This is a genomic window from Deinococcus sp. (assembly GCF_018260555.1).
Classification (GTDB): Bacteria; Deinococcota; Deinococci; order Deinococcales; family Deinococcaceae; genus Deinococcus.
In genome coordinates, this window is sequence record NZ_JAGLBB010000012.1 from 12776 (window position 1) to 30084 (window position 17309).

The 17309-nt window shown below is 70.0% G+C and carries 15 protein-coding genes; 4 read left to right on the forward strand and 11 right to left on the reverse strand.

The window, feature by feature from the left end; all coding sequences use genetic code 11:
- Positions 1-75 precede the first annotated feature (75 nt).
- From QZ271_RS03930 to pucL, 11 genes are all read right to left on the reverse strand, one after another.
- The gene (locus QZ271_RS03930) at positions 76-1803 is read right to left on the reverse strand and encodes an NAD-dependent malic enzyme (RefSeq protein ID WP_291429183.1); all 1728 of its coding nucleotides are present in this window, start codon (positions 1801-1803) and stop codon (positions 76-78) included.
- Complete coding sequence (gene allE / locus QZ271_RS03935; RefSeq protein ID WP_291429184.1) at positions 1800-2567, reverse strand: (S)-ureidoglycine aminohydrolase; 768 nt, start codon at positions 2565-2567, stop codon at positions 1800-1802. The genes QZ271_RS03930 and allE overlap by 4 nt, the downstream gene beginning before the upstream one ends.
- A 15-nt stretch (positions 2568-2582) precedes the next feature.
- The gene (locus tag QZ271_RS03940; protein ID WP_291429185.1) at positions 2583-3104 is read right to left on the reverse strand and encodes a hypothetical protein; all 522 of its coding nucleotides are present in this window, start codon (positions 3102-3104) and stop codon (positions 2583-2585) included.
- Entirely contained in the window at positions 3104-4477 is a 1374-nt protein-coding gene (gene allB, locus QZ271_RS03945; RefSeq protein WP_291429186.1) for an allantoinase AllB, read from the reverse strand. Before allB ends, QZ271_RS03940 begins: the two co-directional genes overlap by 1 nt.
- Positions 4477-5718, reverse strand: coding sequence for an allantoate amidohydrolase (locus QZ271_RS03950; protein ID WP_291429188.1), 1242 nt, complete (start codon positions 5716-5718; stop codon positions 4477-4479). Before QZ271_RS03950 ends, allB begins: the two co-directional genes overlap by 1 nt.
- Entirely contained in the window at positions 5711-7132 is a 1422-nt protein-coding gene (locus QZ271_RS03955) for a malate synthase A (protein ID WP_291429190.1), read from the reverse strand. The genes QZ271_RS03950 and QZ271_RS03955 overlap by 8 nt, the downstream gene beginning before the upstream one ends.
- Before the next feature lie 154 nt (positions 7133-7286).
- A complete protein-coding gene (locus QZ271_RS03960) occupies positions 7287-8111 on the reverse strand; it encodes an IclR family transcriptional regulator (protein WP_291429192.1) in 825 nt (274 codons plus the stop codon).
- 133 nt (positions 8112-8244) lie between these two features.
- Positions 8245-9822, reverse strand: a complete 1578-nt coding sequence (gene aceB / locus QZ271_RS03965) for a malate synthase A (RefSeq protein ID WP_291429195.1) — start codon at positions 9820-9822, stop codon at positions 8245-8247.
- Positions 9823-10031: 209 nt separating this feature from the next.
- Entirely contained in the window at positions 10032-10601 is a 570-nt protein-coding gene (locus QZ271_RS03970; RefSeq protein WP_291429197.1) for a MarR family transcriptional regulator, read from the reverse strand.
- A 7-nt stretch (positions 10602-10608) separates the two neighbouring features.
- Complete coding sequence (uraH, locus tag QZ271_RS03975) at positions 10609-11022, reverse strand: hydroxyisourate hydrolase (protein WP_291429199.1); 414 nt, start codon at positions 11020-11022, stop codon at positions 10609-10611.
- The gene (pucL, locus tag QZ271_RS03980) at positions 11019-12497 is read right to left on the reverse strand and encodes a factor-independent urate hydroxylase (RefSeq protein ID WP_291429201.1); all 1479 of its coding nucleotides are present in this window, start codon (positions 12495-12497) and stop codon (positions 11019-11021) included. Before pucL ends, uraH begins: the two co-directional genes overlap by 4 nt.
- Before the next feature lie 494 nt (positions 12498-12991).
- Between pucL and QZ271_RS03985 the strand changes: the two genes are divergently transcribed.
- From QZ271_RS03985 to QZ271_RS04000, 4 genes are all read left to right on the forward strand, one after another.
- Positions 12992-14758 carry an alkaline phosphatase gene (locus tag QZ271_RS03985; RefSeq protein ID WP_291429203.1) on the forward strand — a complete coding sequence of 589 codons (1767 nt, stop codon included), beginning with the start codon at positions 12992-12994 and terminating at the stop codon, positions 14756-14758.
- A gap of 226 nt (positions 14759-14984) precedes the next feature.
- On the forward strand, positions 14985-15428 hold the full coding sequence (locus QZ271_RS03990; RefSeq protein ID WP_291429205.1) for a hypothetical protein: 444 nt from the start codon (positions 14985-14987) through the stop codon (positions 15426-15428).
- On the forward strand, positions 15425-16078 hold the full coding sequence (locus QZ271_RS03995; RefSeq protein ID WP_291429208.1) for an ABC transporter ATP-binding protein: 654 nt from the start codon (positions 15425-15427) through the stop codon (positions 16076-16078). Before QZ271_RS03990 ends, QZ271_RS03995 begins: the two co-directional genes overlap by 4 nt.
- Positions 16075-17274, forward strand: coding sequence for an ABC transporter permease (locus tag QZ271_RS04000; RefSeq protein ID WP_291429210.1), 1200 nt, complete (start codon positions 16075-16077; stop codon positions 17272-17274). Before QZ271_RS03995 ends, QZ271_RS04000 begins: the two co-directional genes overlap by 4 nt.
- Positions 17275-17309 lie beyond the last annotated feature (35 nt).

The window sequence follows — 17309 nt, forward strand, 5'->3', positions numbered from 1 at the left end:
AGCCATCAGCCATCAGCCATCAGCCATCAGCCATCAGCCATCAGCCATCAGCCATCAGCCATCAGCCATCAGCCATCAGCCATCCGTGCGAAAGGGCAGGTAGCGGGGTTGCCAGAATTTGCGTTGCACGAGCGCGAGCAGGTCGGCGTCCCCCAGGCCGCGGATGCTGAATTCCGTGGCGACGCCGTCCGCAAGGGCCTGTTTAATGACGGCCACGGCGACCTGCACGCTGGCCGCGCCGAGTTCGGACACGGGCGGGTAGGTGCGCTCCGGCCAGTGTTCGGCCGTATACTCGGCCAGCGCGTAGGCGGCGGCGGTGACCATCTCGTCGGTGATCTCGCGCACGCGGGCCAGGATCGCCCCGAAACCCACTCCGGGGAAGATGAAGGCGTTGTTGCCCTGCCCGATCTCGTGCGTGACCCCGCCGTGCGTGACCGGGTCGAAGGGGCTGCCGGTGGCGACGATGGCCTGCCCGTCCGTCCAGGTGAGAATGTCGGCCGGCAGCGCCTCTGCGGAGGCGGTGGGGTTGCTCAGCGGGAACACCAGCGGCCGGGGCGTGTTGGCGTGCGCGGCCCGCACGACGGCCTCGCTGAAGATGCCCGCCTGGCCGCTCAGGCCCAGCAGCACGGTGGCTTTCCCTTCGCGGATCACGCTTTCCAGGTCCAGTCCGGCCCAGCCTTCTGTGAGGGCGCGGGGCGTGGCGAGGCTCTTCTTGTAGTTCTCCATGGAGCGGTCATCGGTGAGCAGGCCGCGTGAATCCAGCACGAACACCCGCCCGGCCAGCTGCTCAGCGCTCAGGCCCTCGCGGCGCATGCCCTCGCGCATGGCGGCGGCCACGCCCGCGCCGCCCGCCCCGGCCCCGTGCACGACCATGACCTGATCCTTCAGGGCTTCGCCCTTGAGTCGGCAGGCGTTCAGGACGCCCGCCAGCACGACCGCGCCCGTGCCCTGAATGTCGTCGTTGAAGCTCGGCACGACCCGCCGGTAGCGGTGCAGGATGGTGAAAGCGGCGTCCTTCGAGAAGTCCTCCCACTGGATGATCGCCTTCGGGTAGCGTTCCAGGGTGGCCTCCACGAAGCGGTCGATGAACCCCAGGTACTCGCTTCCCGTCAGGCGGTCGTGTTTCACGCCCAGGTACGCGGGGTCGGCTCGCAGGTCGGCGCGCCCGGTTCCGACATCCAGTTCGACCGGCAGGGTCTTGTCCGGCCCGACGCCGCCCGCCACGGTGTACAGCGAGAGCTTGCCGATACTGATGGCCATGCCCCCGAAGCCCTGATCCCCGATGCCCAGAATGGCGCTGGAGTCGGTCGCCACGATGATCCGCACGTCGTTCAGCGGCACATTCGCCAGCGCCTGCGCGGCCCGGTCGATGTTGCGGGTGCTGAGCGTCAGGCCGCGCGGGTAGCGGTAGATCTGACTGAACCGCTGCACGGCCAGCCCCACGGTCGGTGTGTACACGACGGGCAGCATCTCCTCGACGTGCGCGGACAGCAGCGCGTAGAACAGCACCTCGTTGCGGTCCTGCAGGTTGCGCAGAAACACGTGCCGGTCCAGCGGGTCCGCGATCAGGCGGTACTCGGCATACTGGCGGTCCACCAGCGCCTCCAGCGAATCCACCTGCGGCGCAAGCAGCCCGTCGAGGCCCAGCGCCACGCGCTCCTCCTCGGTGAACGCCGTGCCCTTGTTCAGCAGCGGGTAACGCAGCAGCGGAAAGCCGCGCACCAGCGGATGCAGGCGGCGGTGGCCGTCCTCGCCGCGAGTCACGTCGTAATGGTCGGTCAGGGGCAGGGTGCGTCGGCTCATCGGGTTCCTCCGGGCAGGACGGTCAGCGGGTGGCGGTTCATGTCCTTGAACAGCAGGTACTTACTCCAGACTTTCCCCAGCGCGCCGTACCACTGCGGGCAGTGCGCGCCCATCCAGATCACGTCGCCGCTCGTCACGGGGTAGTACGCCTCCTGGAGCTTGTACAGGCCCTCGCCTTCCAGCATCAGCAACCCGTGCTCCATGTAATGAATCTCCGGGTACGGCAGGGTCGCGCCCGGCGCGAAACTCATGGTGCTCATCATGAAATCGAAGCGCGGGTCGTCCGGCAGTAACCGGCGGGCGATCAGCCCTTCATCGCCCTCGAACGGCGTACCCGGATTCTGCCGCTCGTTCCCCCAGCAGACCGGGGGGGCGTCCACGCCCGGCGCGGCCTCGTACGGCTTCTCGAACACCGCCAGCCGCGTGGCCTCGCGTGCCGTCAGGGTGTGCGCCACGCCCGCCGGGAAGAACACGTGATCCGACCCGCGCAGCGTGCGCGCCTCGCCCTCCACCTGCACGTCCACCTCGCCGCTCAGCACGAACACGAAGCGCTGGTACCCGTGTGCGGACTCGCGGGCCTGCGCTCCGGCGGGCATCTCGGCCGTGAACTGCACGAAGCGCGCCCCCAGGCCCATCACGGGGGCAATGTGCAGAATGACCGCGCTGCCCGGCCACTCGGCCAGACCCGTGCGGACAAAGGTTTCGGGTGTGATGACCGCGTGCGCCTCACGCAACGCGGAACGGGTGGAACCAAGGTGTTTCATGCGGTCTCCTTCAGGTCAGTTGGGGCGGACATGCGGCGTCCTTGACGGAAAGCGGGTGAGTGCCTCAGACAGCTCGTCGGCCATCTGGTGGAGGTCGGAGGGGGCCGCCATGAAATTTACCCACTTCTCGGTGGGTTCACCCATTTCGAAGTGGGGCGTATTCAGATCGAATGGCGGCATGGATTCCGCCGACAGGTACACCCTGAACTGAAAGGGCAGGGCAGGGTCTGGCACGGAGCGCAGCTCGAATGCAAGATTGGGTTCCGTGAAGGTGATGGTGGTGGTCAGAGGTTCAAACCCTCGCTGCCATTCCGAGAAGACCGCTCCGTACCGCGCGGCCTCACGCAGCCACTTTGCTAACCACCGAACCTCCCGCACCGTCAGAGAGGGGTCGATGTGATTCCACGGGCCTGCGGGGCATTCAATCCTGAGTTGTATCAGCAGCCAATCAGAATCCTCCGAGCAGTTCGTTTCTTCCGGGAACTCGTACCCGACAACCGACAGATCCAGATGGAAGTCGCCGTTCGACCAGCGCATCAGACCGCTCCCGTCTGCTCCGCAGCGGGCGTCAGCAGCCGCCCGCGCACGGTGTCGCTGAACTGCGCGCCGCCAGGCGTCTGCGTGAAGACCGGCTGGCCGCGCAGGTACGTGGCCTGCACGCGGCCCTGGAAGGTCTGGCCACGGTAGGGGTTGCCCTGGTGGCGGTCGAACAGTTCGGTGAGCTGGAAGGTTTCTTGCAGGTCGATCAGGGCGAAATCGGCGTCCAGACCGACCTCCAGCGCGCCCTTGCCGCCCAGCCGGAAGCGCCGCGCGGGGTTCAGGGCGCTCACTGCGGCGATCAGTTCCAGGGGCAGATCCCGCTGCCGATATCCGCCGTCCAGCAGGACGTTCAGGGTGGACTGCGCGCCGCTGATGCCGCCCCAGATGGCGAAGAAGTCGTCCCCGGTCTTCAGGTCGTGCGGCGCGGGCGAGTGGTCACTGCCGACCGTGTCGATCAGACCGGCTTTCAGCGCCGCCCAGAGGGCCTCGCGGGTCGCGGCGTCCCGGATGGGGGGCGCGCACTTGAGCAGCGCGCCCAGGCGCTCGACATCCTCACCGGTCCAGTGCAGGTAGTGGGGGCAGGTCTCGGCGGTAACGTTCACGCCGCGCGCGCGGGCCTCGGCGGCCAGGGTCACGCCGCGCGCCGTGCTGAGGTGCACGAGGTGCAGGGCCGCGCCGGTCTCCTCGGCGAACAGGAGGGCGCGCCCCACCGCCTCGGCCTCCGTGACGGGCGGGCGGGAGTCCAGGTAGTCGCGCACGCCGAGGCGTCCGTGCGCGCGGGCCACCTGCGAGAGCGTGCGCGTGAAGCCGTCACTCTCGGCGTGGGTGCCCACCACCAGTCCCAGGCGGCGCGCGGCGCGCATCCCTTCGAACAGCGTGGCGTCGTCGGCGGCTGGGAATTCATCCAGGCCGCTGTGACTCATGAAGGCCTTGAACCCAATCACGCCGCAGGCGGCCAGGTCGTCCAGTTCGCCCAGGTTCAGTGGGGTCAGGCCCCCCCACAGCCCGAAATCCAGCCGGGAGTGGGCCTCGCCCGCCGCGCGTTTCGCGTCGAAGGCCGCGCGGTTCAGCAGCGGCGGGCTGGAGTTCAGTGGCATGTCCAGCAGGCTGGTCGCGCCGCCCGCCGCGAGCGCCTGCGTGCCGGTGTCGAAGCCCTCCCAGTGGGTTCGGCCCGGTTCATTCAGGTGCACGTGGGCGTCGATGACGCCGGGGAACACGTGCAGGCCCGCCGCGTCGATCTCGGTGCGGGCGCCCACAGTCGCCTCCAGCGCCAGGCTCACGATCTGTCCGCCTTTCACACCCAGGTCGGCGCGCAGCGGGCCGTGCGGCGTGACGAGCGTGCTGCCCCGGATCAGTAGATCCAGCGTCATCAGCGTCCTCCCTGGGCCGCGAGGTTCTGCACGAAGGCCACGCCCACGCGCAGCGCCGCCTCCACGTCTTCAGGCTCGGCCATCTCGTCCGGGTGGTGACTCAGGGCGTTCGGGGAGCGCAGGAACAACATCGCGGCCGGCATCACGTCCGCCAGGATCATGGCGTCGTGCCCGGCCCCGCTCACGACGTCCGGCGCGAGGTAGCCCACCTGCGCGGCGGCGCGGCGCAGGCCGTCACGCAGGGCCGGGTCCATCGGAACCGCCGGTTGCGTCAGCTTGTGCGTGACGGTCAGGGTCACGCCGCGCTCCTGCGCGAACCCCCGCGCCGCTTCCAGCAGCGTCTCCAGCGCCCCGGCCCGCACCGGGTCGTGCTCGTGGCGGATATCCAGCGTGCAGTGCGCCTCGCCCGCGATCACGTTGACCGCGCCGGGCCGGGCCGTCATCACGCCGACCGTGGCGACCAGGCCGGGCGTGGCCCGCGCGAGATCCTCGGCGGCCACCGCGAAGCGCGCCGCAGCGGCCAGTGCGTCCCGGCGGAGGTTCATGGGCGTGGTCCCGGCGTGAGACGCCTGCCCCACGAAGTCCAGCAGCAGCCGGTCCTGCCCGGCGATGGCGCTGACCACGCCCACGCGGGCGCCCGCCGCCTGAAGCACCGGGCCCTGCTCGATGTGGAATTCCAGGAAGCCCACGCCCGGGCCGCTGACCCGCGCGCCGGGCAGCCACGCCGGGTCCAGGCCGTACGCCTCGAGCGCGCCGCGCACACTCACCCCGCGCGCGTCTTCCAGGGTCAACAGCGGCTCCAGCGTGCCGGTCAGGGCGCGGCTCCCGATGAACGGCACGCCGAAGCGCACGCCTTCTTCCTCGCTGAATGCCAGCAGTTCCAGCGCGAACGGCAGCGGCGTGTCCCGCAGCGCCGCCGCCACCGCGAAGGCCAGCGTGACGCCCAGCACGCCGTCGAACGCCCCGGCGTTCGGCACGGTATCCACGTGGGAGCCCAGGTACAGCGTCGGCGCGTCCGGCAGCGGCCCCTCGCGGCGCGCGCGGAGGTTCCCGGCGGCGTCCACGCGCACGCTCAGGCCCAGTTCGGCGGCCCAGGCACTCAGGTGCGCGGTCACGTCCCGGGCGGGCGGGCATAGGAACGTGCGGGTGGTCTCGCCCGGCACCTCGGTCAGGCGCGCGAGATCCAGGCAGGCGGCGCGGGCGCGGGCGGCCAGCCCGGAGATGAGGTCAGGGTCAGTCATGAGGAGTCCTTTGGGGCCAGGGCGTGAGGTTCAGCCGCGCCGCCTCGGCTGGGAAGTACGCGGGCGGCGCGGCGCTCAGAACGAGGTGGTCAAGCAGCCGCGCTTCGGGCGCGTCGTCCGGGGCGAGACGGCGGCGCAGCGCCCGGTACGCCCCGGGCGTGAGCACACCGCCGCCGCCCAGGGGCGCGCGGACCGTGACCCACTGCCACAGCAGCGCGCGCGCGAGTTCCGCCGTGGCGGTGTCCTCGATACGCCCGCCGCGTGTCACAGTGCCCTGCCCGGCCAGCCACGCGCGGAACACGTCCAGCGCGAGGCCGACCGTGTCCAGTACCTCGGCTCCGTCCAGCGGGCCAGGATGGGGCAGGTCCAGCAGCCGCGCGCGCGTGACCGGCACGGTCTCTGGGACGGTCGAGGGTGCGCGCAGCCCCTCACGCACGGCGTCCAGCAGTTCCGGCAGGCCCGCCCAGGCGCCCTGAAAGCCCTGCGCGGCCTCGCGGGCCTTGTCGGCCCGCACGGCGTCGAGCGCGGGCTGAGGGTCGTGCGGGTCCGGCGCGACCGCCGCCGTTCCCCCCACCGCCTGCGCGCCGCGCGCCCGGCACACGTCCACCAGCGCCTGCGCGTAGGCCTGCATGGCGTCCAGGTTCATGCCCAGGCCCGCGCGCGGTGGGACCGGGCGGCCCAGGTCCGCGCCCACCGTCTTCACGAGGCTGAACACGTAATCCCAGCGGCCCGCGTTCAAGCCGAACGCCCAGTCGCGCAGCGTGAACAGCAGCGCGTCAGCGGCCAGCAGCCCTGGGAACGTCTCGATCTGCAGGCAGACACGTAGCGTGCCGCGCTCCAGGCCCAGGTGCGTCTCGGCCAGGGCCAGGGCGTCGGCCCAGACCTGCGCCTGCGCGACCGATTCCAGTTTCGGCAGGTACAGGTGCGGCGTGCGCCCCGGCCGGGCCTTCAGCCCTGCTCCGGCGGTCAGAAGGGCCGCAAGGTCACACAGCGCCGCGCGTCCCGGCTGCCCGGCGAAAGGCTCGTGTGCCTCCAGCGCGTACAGCGCGCGGGGCCGCGCCAGCAGCGGCCTGTCCGCCGACAGCCACTCCGGCAGCGCCGCGTAGGCTGCCGCCACGTTCGCGCGGGTCGGCGAGAAGGTGTCGTCGAAGTCCACCACGACCGCGTCCGCTCCGCTGGCCAGGGCTGCGCGCAGGGCGTTCAGGTCACTGGCTTCCACGATCAGTTCCGCGCGGCCCGGCCGCAGGTCAGCGGGAACGGGCGCGGCGCGGTAATCCGGCAGGGACGCGCTGCCCGTTGGTGCGGCAGGGCGCCGATCAGCAGGGTCCAGGTCAGCGCAGCGCCCTGCCAGGGCTGCGTGCAGCCGCCCGGCCAGTTCGCGGGCGGCGGGGGAGAGGAGGGGCGCGGCACTCACGTGCGCGCGCCGGTGGGGGGAATCGCCATGCGCCGCAGCATAGGCCGCGCGCGGTGGGTCGGCGTTCACTCGTCCAGTCCAGTCCACCCGATTGGCCCGGTCAACCCATTCAGCCCCCTCAAGCCAGCCAGTCCCGTCAACCCAGCCAGCCCCCTCAACCCAGCCAGCCCAGGCGCGCTCCGATCCGCGCTGCGGTGGCCTGCGCCGCCGCCAGGAAGCGCGGCACGTCTGCGGGCGACAGGCGTGAGGTGGGCGCGGAGACGCTCAGGGCCGCCGCGACCTCGCCGCCCGCGCCGCGTACCGGGACGGCCACACAGCGCACGCCCAGTTCGCGTTCCTGATCGTCCAGCGCGAACCCCTGTTCCTGCACGCGTGTCAGGGCGGCCAGCACATCGTCCGGGCTGGTCAGGGTGTGCGCCGTGAAGGGCGTGAGGGTCACGGCGCTCAGGGCGGCGCGTACCTCGGCCGGGTCGCGCGGGGCGAGCAGCACCTTACCCACGCCCGAGGCGTGCAGCGGCGCGCTCGCTCCGACGCGCGTGAACATCCGCACCAGTTGCGGACCTTCCACCTGGTACACGTACGCGGCTTCCAGGCCCACCTCGCCGTGCGGGCGGAGCACCGCGAGGTTCGCACTCTCACCCAGCGCGGCGACCAGGGCGCGCATCTCGGCGGCCGCCGCGCCGGTCAGCGCCTGCGCCGCGTCGAAGGCCATGCCCACCTGATAGGCCCGCAGGCCCACCCGGTACAGGCCGGACGCCTCGTCCCAGTCCGCAAAGCCCTGCTGCCGCAGCGTTTCCAGCAACCGGGAGGCGGTGCTGGGCGACAGTCCGGCGGCGCGCGCCACCTGCGACAGCGACGCCCCTTGCAACCCGGCCAGCGCCCACAGCACGCCCAGCCCGCGCTCCAGGGTGCGCACGCTGCCCGGCGCGTCCGTGCCGCGCGCCCGGCCCGCCCGGCTGCGCGGCTCCTCGCTGCTCATGCGGACTCCGGTTGAATGGGCTGTAAAGACCGTTCAATCCGGGCAGGGCGGGTCGGAGCCCTGGCAGGTTCCGGGCGTGAAATGGGCGGCCTGGGCCCTCCCCGGGATGTCAACGCAGCGGGCGGTGTCTGCTTCAGGCGAGGGCCTCGTAGCCGGGAAGGGTCAGGAAGTCCATCAGCGGCGACTGCGTGGCGGTCTGCCGGAACAGGCGCGCGGCGTCCGCGAAGTCCGCGCCGAGCTTGCCGCTCTCCTCGTCGTACAGTGCGTCGAACAGCTCCGGGGTCAGGGTGCGGCCGTCCTCGAGCGTCACGCGCCCGCTGCGCCACTGCCACAGTTGCGCGCGGCTGATCTCGGCGGTCGCGGCGTCCTCCATCAGGTTATGAATGGGCACGGCGCCGGAGCCGCGCAGCCACGCCGCGAGGTACTGGATGCCCACGTTCATGTTCACGCGCACGCCCGCTTCGGTCACCGTGCCGTCCGGGGGGGTCAGCAGGTCGCGGGCGGTGACGGTCAGGTCCATCTGTTTGCTGCTGCCGATCTGGTTGGCTTCGGGCATCAGGCGGTCGAACACCTCGGTCGCCAGGGCCACCATGCCCGGGTGCGCGACCCAGGTGCCGTCGTGCCCGTTCGTCGCCTCGCGTTCCTTGTCCAGGCGGACCTGTTCGAAGGCGGCGGCGTTTTTCGCCTCGTCGCCCTTGACCGGAATGAAGGCGCTCATGCCGCCGATGGCGGGCGCGCCGCGTTTGTGGCAGGTCTGGATGGCGAGGCGGCTGTAGGCCTGCATCATGGGCACTGCCATCGTGACCTTCGCGCGGTCCGGCAGCGTGTGGCCCGGCTGGGCGCGCAGTTTCTTGATGTAACTGAAGATGTAATCCCAGCGCCCGCAGTTCAGCCCGGCCGAGTGGTCCCGCAGTTCGTACAGGATCTCGTCCATCTCGAAGGCCGCGAGGATCGTCTCGATCAGCACCGTGCCTTTCATGACGCCGTGATCCAGGCCCAGGGTCGCCTCGGCGTGCGTGAACACGTCGTTCCACAGCCGCGCCTCCAGATGCGACTCCATTTTCGGCAGGTAGAAGTACGGCCCCGACCCGCGCGAGAGCAGTTCGGCCGCGTTATGGAACGCGTACAGTCCGAAGTCGAACAGCGCGCCGAACACGGTCTGGCCGTCTACCTGCACGTGCTTTTCCGGCAGGTGCCAGCCGCGCGGACGGACCAGCAGCACCGCCGTCTTCTCGTTCAGCGCGTACGTCTTGCCGTTCGTCTCCAGGCGGATGGTGCGCCGCACGGCGTCCCGCAGGTTGATCTGGCCGTCCACGCAGTTCTCCCAGGTGGGGCTGCTCGCGTCCTCGAAGTCCGCCATGAACATCCGCGCGCCGCTGTTCAGCGCGTTGATGATCATCTTGCGGTCCACCGGGCCCGTGATTTCCACCCGGCGGTCGCGCAGGTCGGCGGGCAGCGGCGCGATCCGCCAGTCGCCCGCGCGGATGTGCGCGGTCTCCGGCAGGAAGTCCGGCTGCTCCCCGGCGTCCAGGCGCTGCTGGCGGGCCTCACGGGCGGCCAGCAGCGCCTGGCGGCGGCCCTCGAACCGGCGGTGCAGGTCCGCCACGAACGCCAGGGCTTCCGGGGTCAGGATGTCGCGCTGCGCGTCGGTGACGGGCGCACTGATGGTCATTCCGGCGGGCAGGTCGGCGGGGGTGCTTGGCTGGGTCATGGTGGTCTCCTGAAGGGGGGTTTTTCAGTCGGTGAACTTGAATTTCACTGTACGGCAAAGAGCTGGGGCCTGTGAAGGTCCGCGGGTGTGTCCGGCGCAGGAACACCGCGCGGCCAGGCGCAGGGCGTGGCCGCAAGCAGCGAGGCAGGCGGACGCCAGGCACAACGGCGGTGCCTCGTGGCAGGACCGGGTGTCAACGCGCCCACGCTCTACCCCCCGGAATCCCCTTCCAGAGCGCCGAGCAGCCGCGCGGCCAGCCGGTCCAGGGTCTCCAGTTCGGTGGTGGTCAGCGCCGCCAGGGCGCGGGTTTCGCGGTGCAGGTGTCCTGGCAGCAGGCGCTCGACGGCCGCACGTCCGGCGGGCGTCAGCGAGACGCGGGCGGATCGGCGGTCACGGTCGTCGGCGCGGCGCGTGATCAGCCCACGGGCCAGGAGCCGGGCGACACGGTTGGTGGTGGTTGGGCCACTGACGGCGCTCAGTTCGCTCAGCTGTCCCGGGCTCAGGCCCCCCGGCGGCGCGGAGCGGTACAGCGTGAGCAGCAGGTCCCAGCCCGCGGCGTTCAGGCCCTCAGCGTGCAGCGGGGCGTCCACCTCGGCCTGCAGAGCCGCGCCCAGGCGGGTCAGTCGCAGCACACTCAGCATGGGCTGGGCGTTCAGGTCCGGCCGGGCGGCCTGCCAGTCGCGGCGCAGGGACTCCAGCAGCGTGGCTGTGCTGGGCCGGGAAGCCTGACTGGGCCGGGAAGTCTGCGCCGCCCGCACCTGAGGGGAGTCCGCGGGCACGCGCCCCTCAGCTGCCCCGGTAGGTGCTGTACGACCACGGGCTGACCAGCAGCGGCACGTGGTAGTGCGCGCCCGCATCGGTGACCGTGAAGCGCAGCGTGATCACATCCAGGAAGGGGAGGGCCTGAGTCGCGTTTGGCTGAGCCGCATCGGGCGGGCTGTGCGCTGCGAAGTACCCTGCGACGTGAAACACCAGTTCAAAGGTGCCGGGCCGCAGTTCGCCGCGCGCAATCAGGGGCGCGTCGGTGCGGCCGTCGCTGTTGGTGACGGCGCGCGTGACCAGTGTGCGCGTCTCGCCCTGCAGGGTGTGCAGTTCCAGTGGGATGCCAGCGGCGGGGCGGCCGCGCGCCGTGTCGAGCACGTGCGTGCTGAGGCCCGCGCCCTTGGCTGCGGGGTCGGCTGCGCTGCCCGGGCCGCTCACGCGCGCTCCACCCAGCCCTCGATCACGCCATACGGTTCGGCGTCCGCGTGGAAGATCGTGCCGCCGTTCTCGATCCCGAAGCGCGCCAGATCGTATGGAATATGATGCCGGTTCGGGAACGAGAAGTGAATGCGCTCGATGTCCGGGCAGCGGGTCAGGACGGCCTCGCCCAGCCGGTAGAGGGTGTACTGCATGGAGGGCGAGTAATGGTCCGGGAACACGGCCAGCAGCGTGCGGTACACCTCGGCCCACACGGCGTCGTAATCGCATTCGGCGTTCAGGTACGTCCAGCGGGCGGTGACGGTGGTCGCCAGGATGCGGTCGGTGGTGTCGGGCAGCGTGGTGAAGGTGTCGCGGTGAAAGCCTTCCCAGCCGCTCTGCGTGGTTTTCAGGATGAACAGTTCGTCGATGCCGCTCTCGACCGTGAAGGTCTGCCCATCGCCGTCCACGCGGGCGGTGCGTTTGGGCATCTGCCGCACGAAGGCGTGGTCATGCCCGCCGCTGCTGGCCGGGTCGGGCAGGCGGTCCCACAGGTGCTCGGTGAAGGTCGCGTACGCGCCGCTCACGCGCGGGCCGCCGCTCACGAAATGCCGGATCAGGTCCTTCCCGAACGCCTCCACGCTGCCCGTCAGGTGATCCCTGGCCAGGGCGTAGATGGTGTTCCGGACGGTATCGGTGGCGACCAGTCCCGTGTTGTCCCCGGCCTCGTGCGCGGCATCGAAATCGCCGCGCATGCCGACCCGCACCCACACGTCCTTGATGTCGTGGCGGCCCTGCGGCTGGTCCGGCCCGTCGCGGAACACCTTGAACAGGCGCACGTCGGCCTTCCCGTAGTTGTTGCTGCCCAGCCGCACTTTCACGGGCGCGGGACGGGTGTCGGGCTGTTGGGTGGGTGCAGGCTGGGTGGGTGCAGGCTGGATGGGGTCGGTCATGACGGCTCCTGTGGAGTGGGTGGGGGCGGGGGAGGGGGCGATCAGGTCCAGCACGCGCAGCCGCGCGATGCGGCCGATCTCTCGCAGGGCGGCCTCGCGTTCCTGCTCTGGCGTGTTCGCCAGTCGTTCGCGGGCCGCGCGGAAGATGCTGCTCTTGTCGTGTTCGCGCACGCACACCACGAACGGCAGCCCGAACTTCGCGTGGTACGCGGCGTTCAGGCGGTGAAATTCGGCGTACTCGTCGGCGTTCAGACGGTTCAGTCCGGCGCTGGCCTGCTCGCGGGCGCTTTCCGGGGTCAGGTCACCGGCGTGCGCGGCCTTCCCGGCGAGGTCCGGGTGCGCGCGGATCAGCGCGAGTTGCTCCTGCGGCGTGCCGCTGCGGGCGGCGGTCATGAAGGCCTGCGCGCAGGCTTCCGCGTCCGTGAAGGGGCGGGCGGCGGCCACCTGCGCGGCGTAGCGCGGCGAGTGCTCGAGCACACCGCCGAAATGCGCGGCGAAAGCGTCGGGGCTCAGGGCGTTCAGTTCGCTCAGATTCAGACGCACGCTGGCCCCGTGGTGAAGGCAACAGACGGAATTCCTAACAGTCGGTCGGGTCGGGTCAAGAGGAGCCTCCAGGAACGGGCGCAGGAGAGGGCGGCAGGATATTTAGACGACTAAGGAATAACACCCCCAGCGTACCCAGATTGGGGACCCCTGTCAAAACGCCTGCCGCAACCCGAGAGTCCCTGCCTGCGACCCTACGAGGGGGCGCAGGCGGGTTGAACGCACATCCCGGCAGGGGCGCGTCCATGCTGGGCGGCTCTGATATGGACTGCCGTTCCATTCCGCCACAGTCGAAAAAGCGCCGCCTGGGGCACCATACCGCCCAATCCGGAGGGTGTTCCCACTCGCATCTGCTCGGATTGATTCGGGACTGCACCGAATCAATCGGAATCCGTATGACTGGTCGCCAGATCGGGGCGCGTCCGCTTCCGCTCCAGTCCTCCGCGTGGGCGTCATGACGCCCTGTTGACAAAGCCGCAGTGAACTTGAGAAGTATGAAGAAACTCCTGATGACGGCCCTTCTGCTGAGCGCCTCGGCGTCCGCAGCCAAACTGCAGGTTTACCCCTACGACGGTGCCCAGTTCATTCCCGGTCAACACTTCGATCTGCGCGTCGAGGCAGAAGACGTCAAGGACTTCAAAGACGCTGTGATCACCCTCGACGGACAGCCTGTTGCTGGACTCGTCAAGACGACCAGCAAGGACACCAGCGTCGAGTGGACCGTGCGCGCCCAGAGCCTTGGCGTGGGCACGCACACGCTCAACGTGGCCTTTACCGACGCGGGTGGTCCCGTCACCAAAACCGCCAAGTGGACCGTCGCCGCGACGCGTCCCGAGGGCTTCGGGTCCCTCTTCTACAAGCCCAAGGCCAAGAACGTCATCCTGTTCATCGGTGACGGCCTGGGCTGGAACACCGTGAACGCCGCCAAGATGATCGCGTACCCCTATAATCCCGCCGACGGTACCCCCACCGGGAAGCTCGCCATGGAAACGGGACTGTCCGGCATGGCCACCGTCACGACCAGCAGCTACGACAGCGCCCTGGCCGACAGCGCCAACACCGCCAGCAGCCTCGCCACCGGGCAGAAGATTCAGGTGAACGCCCTGAACGTCTACCCGGACAACACGGCCGACACGCTGGACAACCCGCGTGTGGAAACCATCACCGCCATGCTCAAGCGCAGCATGGGCAAGAGCGTCGGCCTGGTCTCCAGCGCGTTCGGGACCGACGCGACGCCCGCCGCGTTCGCGGCCTACACGCGCCGCCGCGGTGACTACCAGGCGATTGCCGATCAGTATTTCAAGGGCGACGTGAAACCCGACGTGCTGCTCATCGGCGGAAGCCGTGACTTCATTCCCAGCACCGCCCCCGGCAGTCGCCGCAAGGACGCCACCAACTGGATCGACGACAGCCAGAAACTCGGCTACCAGTTCGTCAGCAACCGTACCGAACTGAACGCCGCCACCGGCAGCAAACTCTTCGGGCTGTTCAACATCGACAACATCCCCAGCTACCTGGACCGCGCGCAGTACAAGAGCAAAGAAATGCTGGGCGACTTCACCGACATGCCGTTCCTGTGGGACAGCACCAAGAAGGCCGTCGAGACCCTCGACAAGAACCCGAACGGCTTCTTCCTGATGGTCGAGGCGGGCATGATCGACAAGTACGAGCACCCGCTCGACTGGCAGCGCGGCGTGTGGGACGTGCTCGAACTGGACAAGGCGGTCGCGTGGGCCAAGGAGTACGCCAAGACGCACCCGGACACCCTGGTCCTCGTCACGGCCGACCACGCCCACTCCCTGAGTGTGTACGGCGGGTACGACGCCACCAAAGGCCCGGGCAAGCGCGAGGCGGTCGGCACGTACGACAAGGCCGGCTTCCCCACCTACGGTGATCGGCGTGACGCCAACGGCATCCCCCTGCCCGAGACCAGCCGCACCTACGCCGTGGGCTTCGCCGCCACGCCCGACTACTGCGAAACCTACCTGGGCCGCCCCGTCTTCCTGGATCCCACGGTCAGCAACGGCAAGTCCGGCGCCGAGGCGGCGTACGTGCCGAACCCCAAAATCTGCGCTGAAGGAGCCGTGCAGCGCGTCGGGAACCTGGACCCCGCCAGCTCGCAGGGCGTGCACACCGCCGACCCCCTGCCCCTGTTCGCGTTCGGTCCCGGCGCCGAGAACTTCAGCGGCGTGATCGACCAGACCGAGATCTTCTTCGGGATTGCCCGCGCCATGGGCCTCGACGCCACCAAGAACAAGTAAGACGGACTGCGCTCCACTGCGCCGCAGGCGGATAGACATTGCCTGCGGCTGCATTCCGCGAAGGGGCGTCTGTTGCTCCTCGTATCCGCTCGGACTGATTCGCCACCGCACCGAATCGACCGGAATCCGTATCATGCCCCCGGGGGCCGCGCACCCGCCCGCCCCCCCTTTGACCCTGCCCCCCCCTTGTGCGGCGGCAGGGACTTCGCTTCCCTCTGGAGGACGCATGAATCGCCGCAACGTAGTCAAACTGCTGGGCGCCCTGCCCGTCTCCTGGTGGCTGGGCCGCGCCAGCGCGCAGACGGCCACCGTTAAATTCAGCGAGCTGTACGGCCGCGTCACCGTGCGTGGCGTGGAGTACAGCAGCAAACTCAAGTCGCTCAGCGGTCAGAAGGTCACCATGAGCGGCTACATGGCCCCGCCTCTGAAGCCCAAACTGGATTTCTTCGTGCTGACCCGCGAACCCATGTCCACCTGCCCGTTTTGCACCACCGCGGCCGACTGGCCCGCCGACATCGTGCTCGTGATCATGCCTGACGGTAAGGAACTCGAACCGTCCGTGCGGGGCCTGACCGTCACCGGGCGCCTGGACATCGGGGTCAAGAAGGACGACGAGACGGGCTTCGTCAGTCTCGTGCGTCTCTACGCCGACCGGGTGCAGTCCGCTTGACCGCCGCGCTCCTGACGGGTGAGGGTCTGCGGGTCCGGCACGCCCGGGAGGTCACGCTGGACTACCCGGCCTTCGCCTGGCCCGCCGGCACGCAACTCGCCGTGACCGGCCCGAGCGGCACCGGGAAAACGTCCCTGCTCAACGTGCTTGCGGGACTGCTTCAACCCGAGTCGGGGCGCGTCATGTACGGGGACCTGATCCTGACAGAACTGGGAGAAGCGCAGCGGGACGCCTTTCGCCGCCGGAATGTTGGGTACGTCTTTCAGGATTTCCATCTCATGCCGGGCCTGACTGTGCTGGAGAACGTGGAGCTGGGCCTGCGCGTCGCGGGAACGGCCAGGGCAGCCGAGCGGGCGCGGGACGCCCTGACCCGCCTTGATCTGGGCGGGCGCCTGCAGCACCGCCCGGCGCAGCTGTCCACCGGGGAGCGGCAGCGGGTCGCCATTGCGCGCGCGGTCGCGCACCGCCCCGGCCTGCTGCTGGTCGACGAGCCGACCGCCCACCTCGACCGCGACCGGGCTGCGGCCGCCATGACCCTGCTGCAAGAGGCGGCCGGTGGGCTGGGCGCCACCCTGATCGTCGTCACGCACGATGAGGCGGTGGCCGCCAGCCTGCCGCTGCGTTATCACGTCACGCCGGTGCCCGCGTGAGACTGGCCCTCTGGACGGCCCTGCGCACGCTCCGGCACCGCCTGGGCGCCCTGTTGATCACCGTCCTGGCGGTGGCGCTGGCCACGGCCACGGCGTTGATCGTGCCCATGGTCACCCGGCAGGTCGAGCGGGGCGCCCAGGACGCCGCGCAGGTGTTCGATCTCCTCGTCACCGCGCCCGGCAGCGGCACGCAGGCTGTGATGTCAACGCTCTTCTACCTTGACGTGCCGATCGGCAACATGCCCAACCGGGTGTATCAGGACCTGCGGCGGCTGCCCGGCACCCGGCGGGCCGTTCCCATCGCCCTGGGAGACAACTTCGCCGGGTTTCCCATCGTGGGCACCACCGCCGCCTTCTTCGATCAGCGGCTCAAGCCGGGCCTGCCGCCGTACTTCCGGCTGGCGCAGGGGCGCGTCTTTACGAAGGAGCATGACGCCGTCATCGGCGCGCGCGTCGCCCGTGACGCCGGTCTCCAGGTCGGCGGGACGTTCACCGGCGCGCATGGCCTGGAAACCGGGCCGCACGAGGACGACGCCGGGCACCGGGAGGCGTACACGGTCACGGGCGTGCTGGCCCCCACCGGCGGGCCCATCGACCGGGCCGTGCTGACCCCCATCGAAACGGTCTGGGAGGTGCACGGCTCGGAGGCCACGCAGGCGCAGGCCGTGACCGCCGTGCTGTACTCCGCCGATAACCTCGCGGGGATCTACACGGCCGCGCAGCGCGTGAACGCAAGCAAGGACGCCATGGCGGTCTTTCCCGGTCAGGTGTTCGCGCAGGCCCGCGAGGTGCTGATGCAGGGCCAGGCGGCGTACGCGGGTCTGTCCGTGCTGGTGCTGGGCATCGCGGCGTTGACCGTCGCCCTGAGCGTGTACACGTCCAGCCTGGAACGCCAGCGCACCGTGGCCCTGCTGCGCGCGCTGGGTGCCGGGCGCAGCTCGGTGTTCACGCTGGTCCTCCTGGAAACAGCCCTGACCGTCACGGGCGGCGTGCTGCTGGGTCTGGCGCTTGCCCTGCTGGCCAGCAGGGTCGGCGGCAGCGTGCTGGGCGCGCAGCTTGGCTTTACCCTGGCCCCGCCGGTCCTGACCTGGGCGCTGGCGTCCCGCGCCCTGCTGCTCATTCCGCTCGGCCTGATCACGGCCGTCCCCCACGCCATCGGGTCCAGTCGGATCAGTCCACTCAAGCATCTGTCATGACCACATCCGCCTTGACTACAGGCCCTTCTGTCGTC

Coding starts and splice junctions, on each gene's coding strand:
- QZ271_RS03940 (WP_291429185.1), bottom strand. CDS start 3,104: ATGCGCTGGTCGAACGGCGACTTCCATCTGGATCTGTCGGTTGTCGGG.
- QZ271_RS03985 (WP_291429203.1), top strand. CDS start 12,992: ATGAAGAAACTCCTGATGACGGCCCTTCTGCTGAGCGCCTCGGCGTCC.
- allB (WP_291429186.1), bottom strand. CDS start 4,477: ATGACGCTGGATCTACTGATCCGGGGCAGCACGCTCGTCACGCCGCAC.
- QZ271_RS03990 (WP_291429205.1), top strand. CDS start 14,985: ATGAATCGCCGCAACGTAGTCAAACTGCTGGGCGCCCTGCCCGTCTCC.
- QZ271_RS03960 (WP_291429192.1), bottom strand. CDS start 8,111: ATGAGCAGCGAGGAGCCGCGCAGCCGGGCGGGCCGGGCGCGCGGCACG.
- QZ271_RS03930 (WP_291429183.1), bottom strand. CDS start 1,803: ATGAGCCGACGCACCCTGCCCCTGACCGACCATTACGACGTGACTCGC.
- QZ271_RS03950 (WP_291429188.1), bottom strand. CDS start 5,718: ATGACTGACCCTGACCTCATCTCCGGGCTGGCCGCCCGCGCCCGCGCC.
- aceB (WP_291429195.1), bottom strand. CDS start 9,822: ATGACCCAGCCAAGCACCCCCGCCGACCTGCCCGCCGGAATGACCATC.
- allE (WP_291429184.1), bottom strand. CDS start 2,567: ATGAAACACCTTGGTTCCACCCGTTCCGCGTTGCGTGAGGCGCACGCG.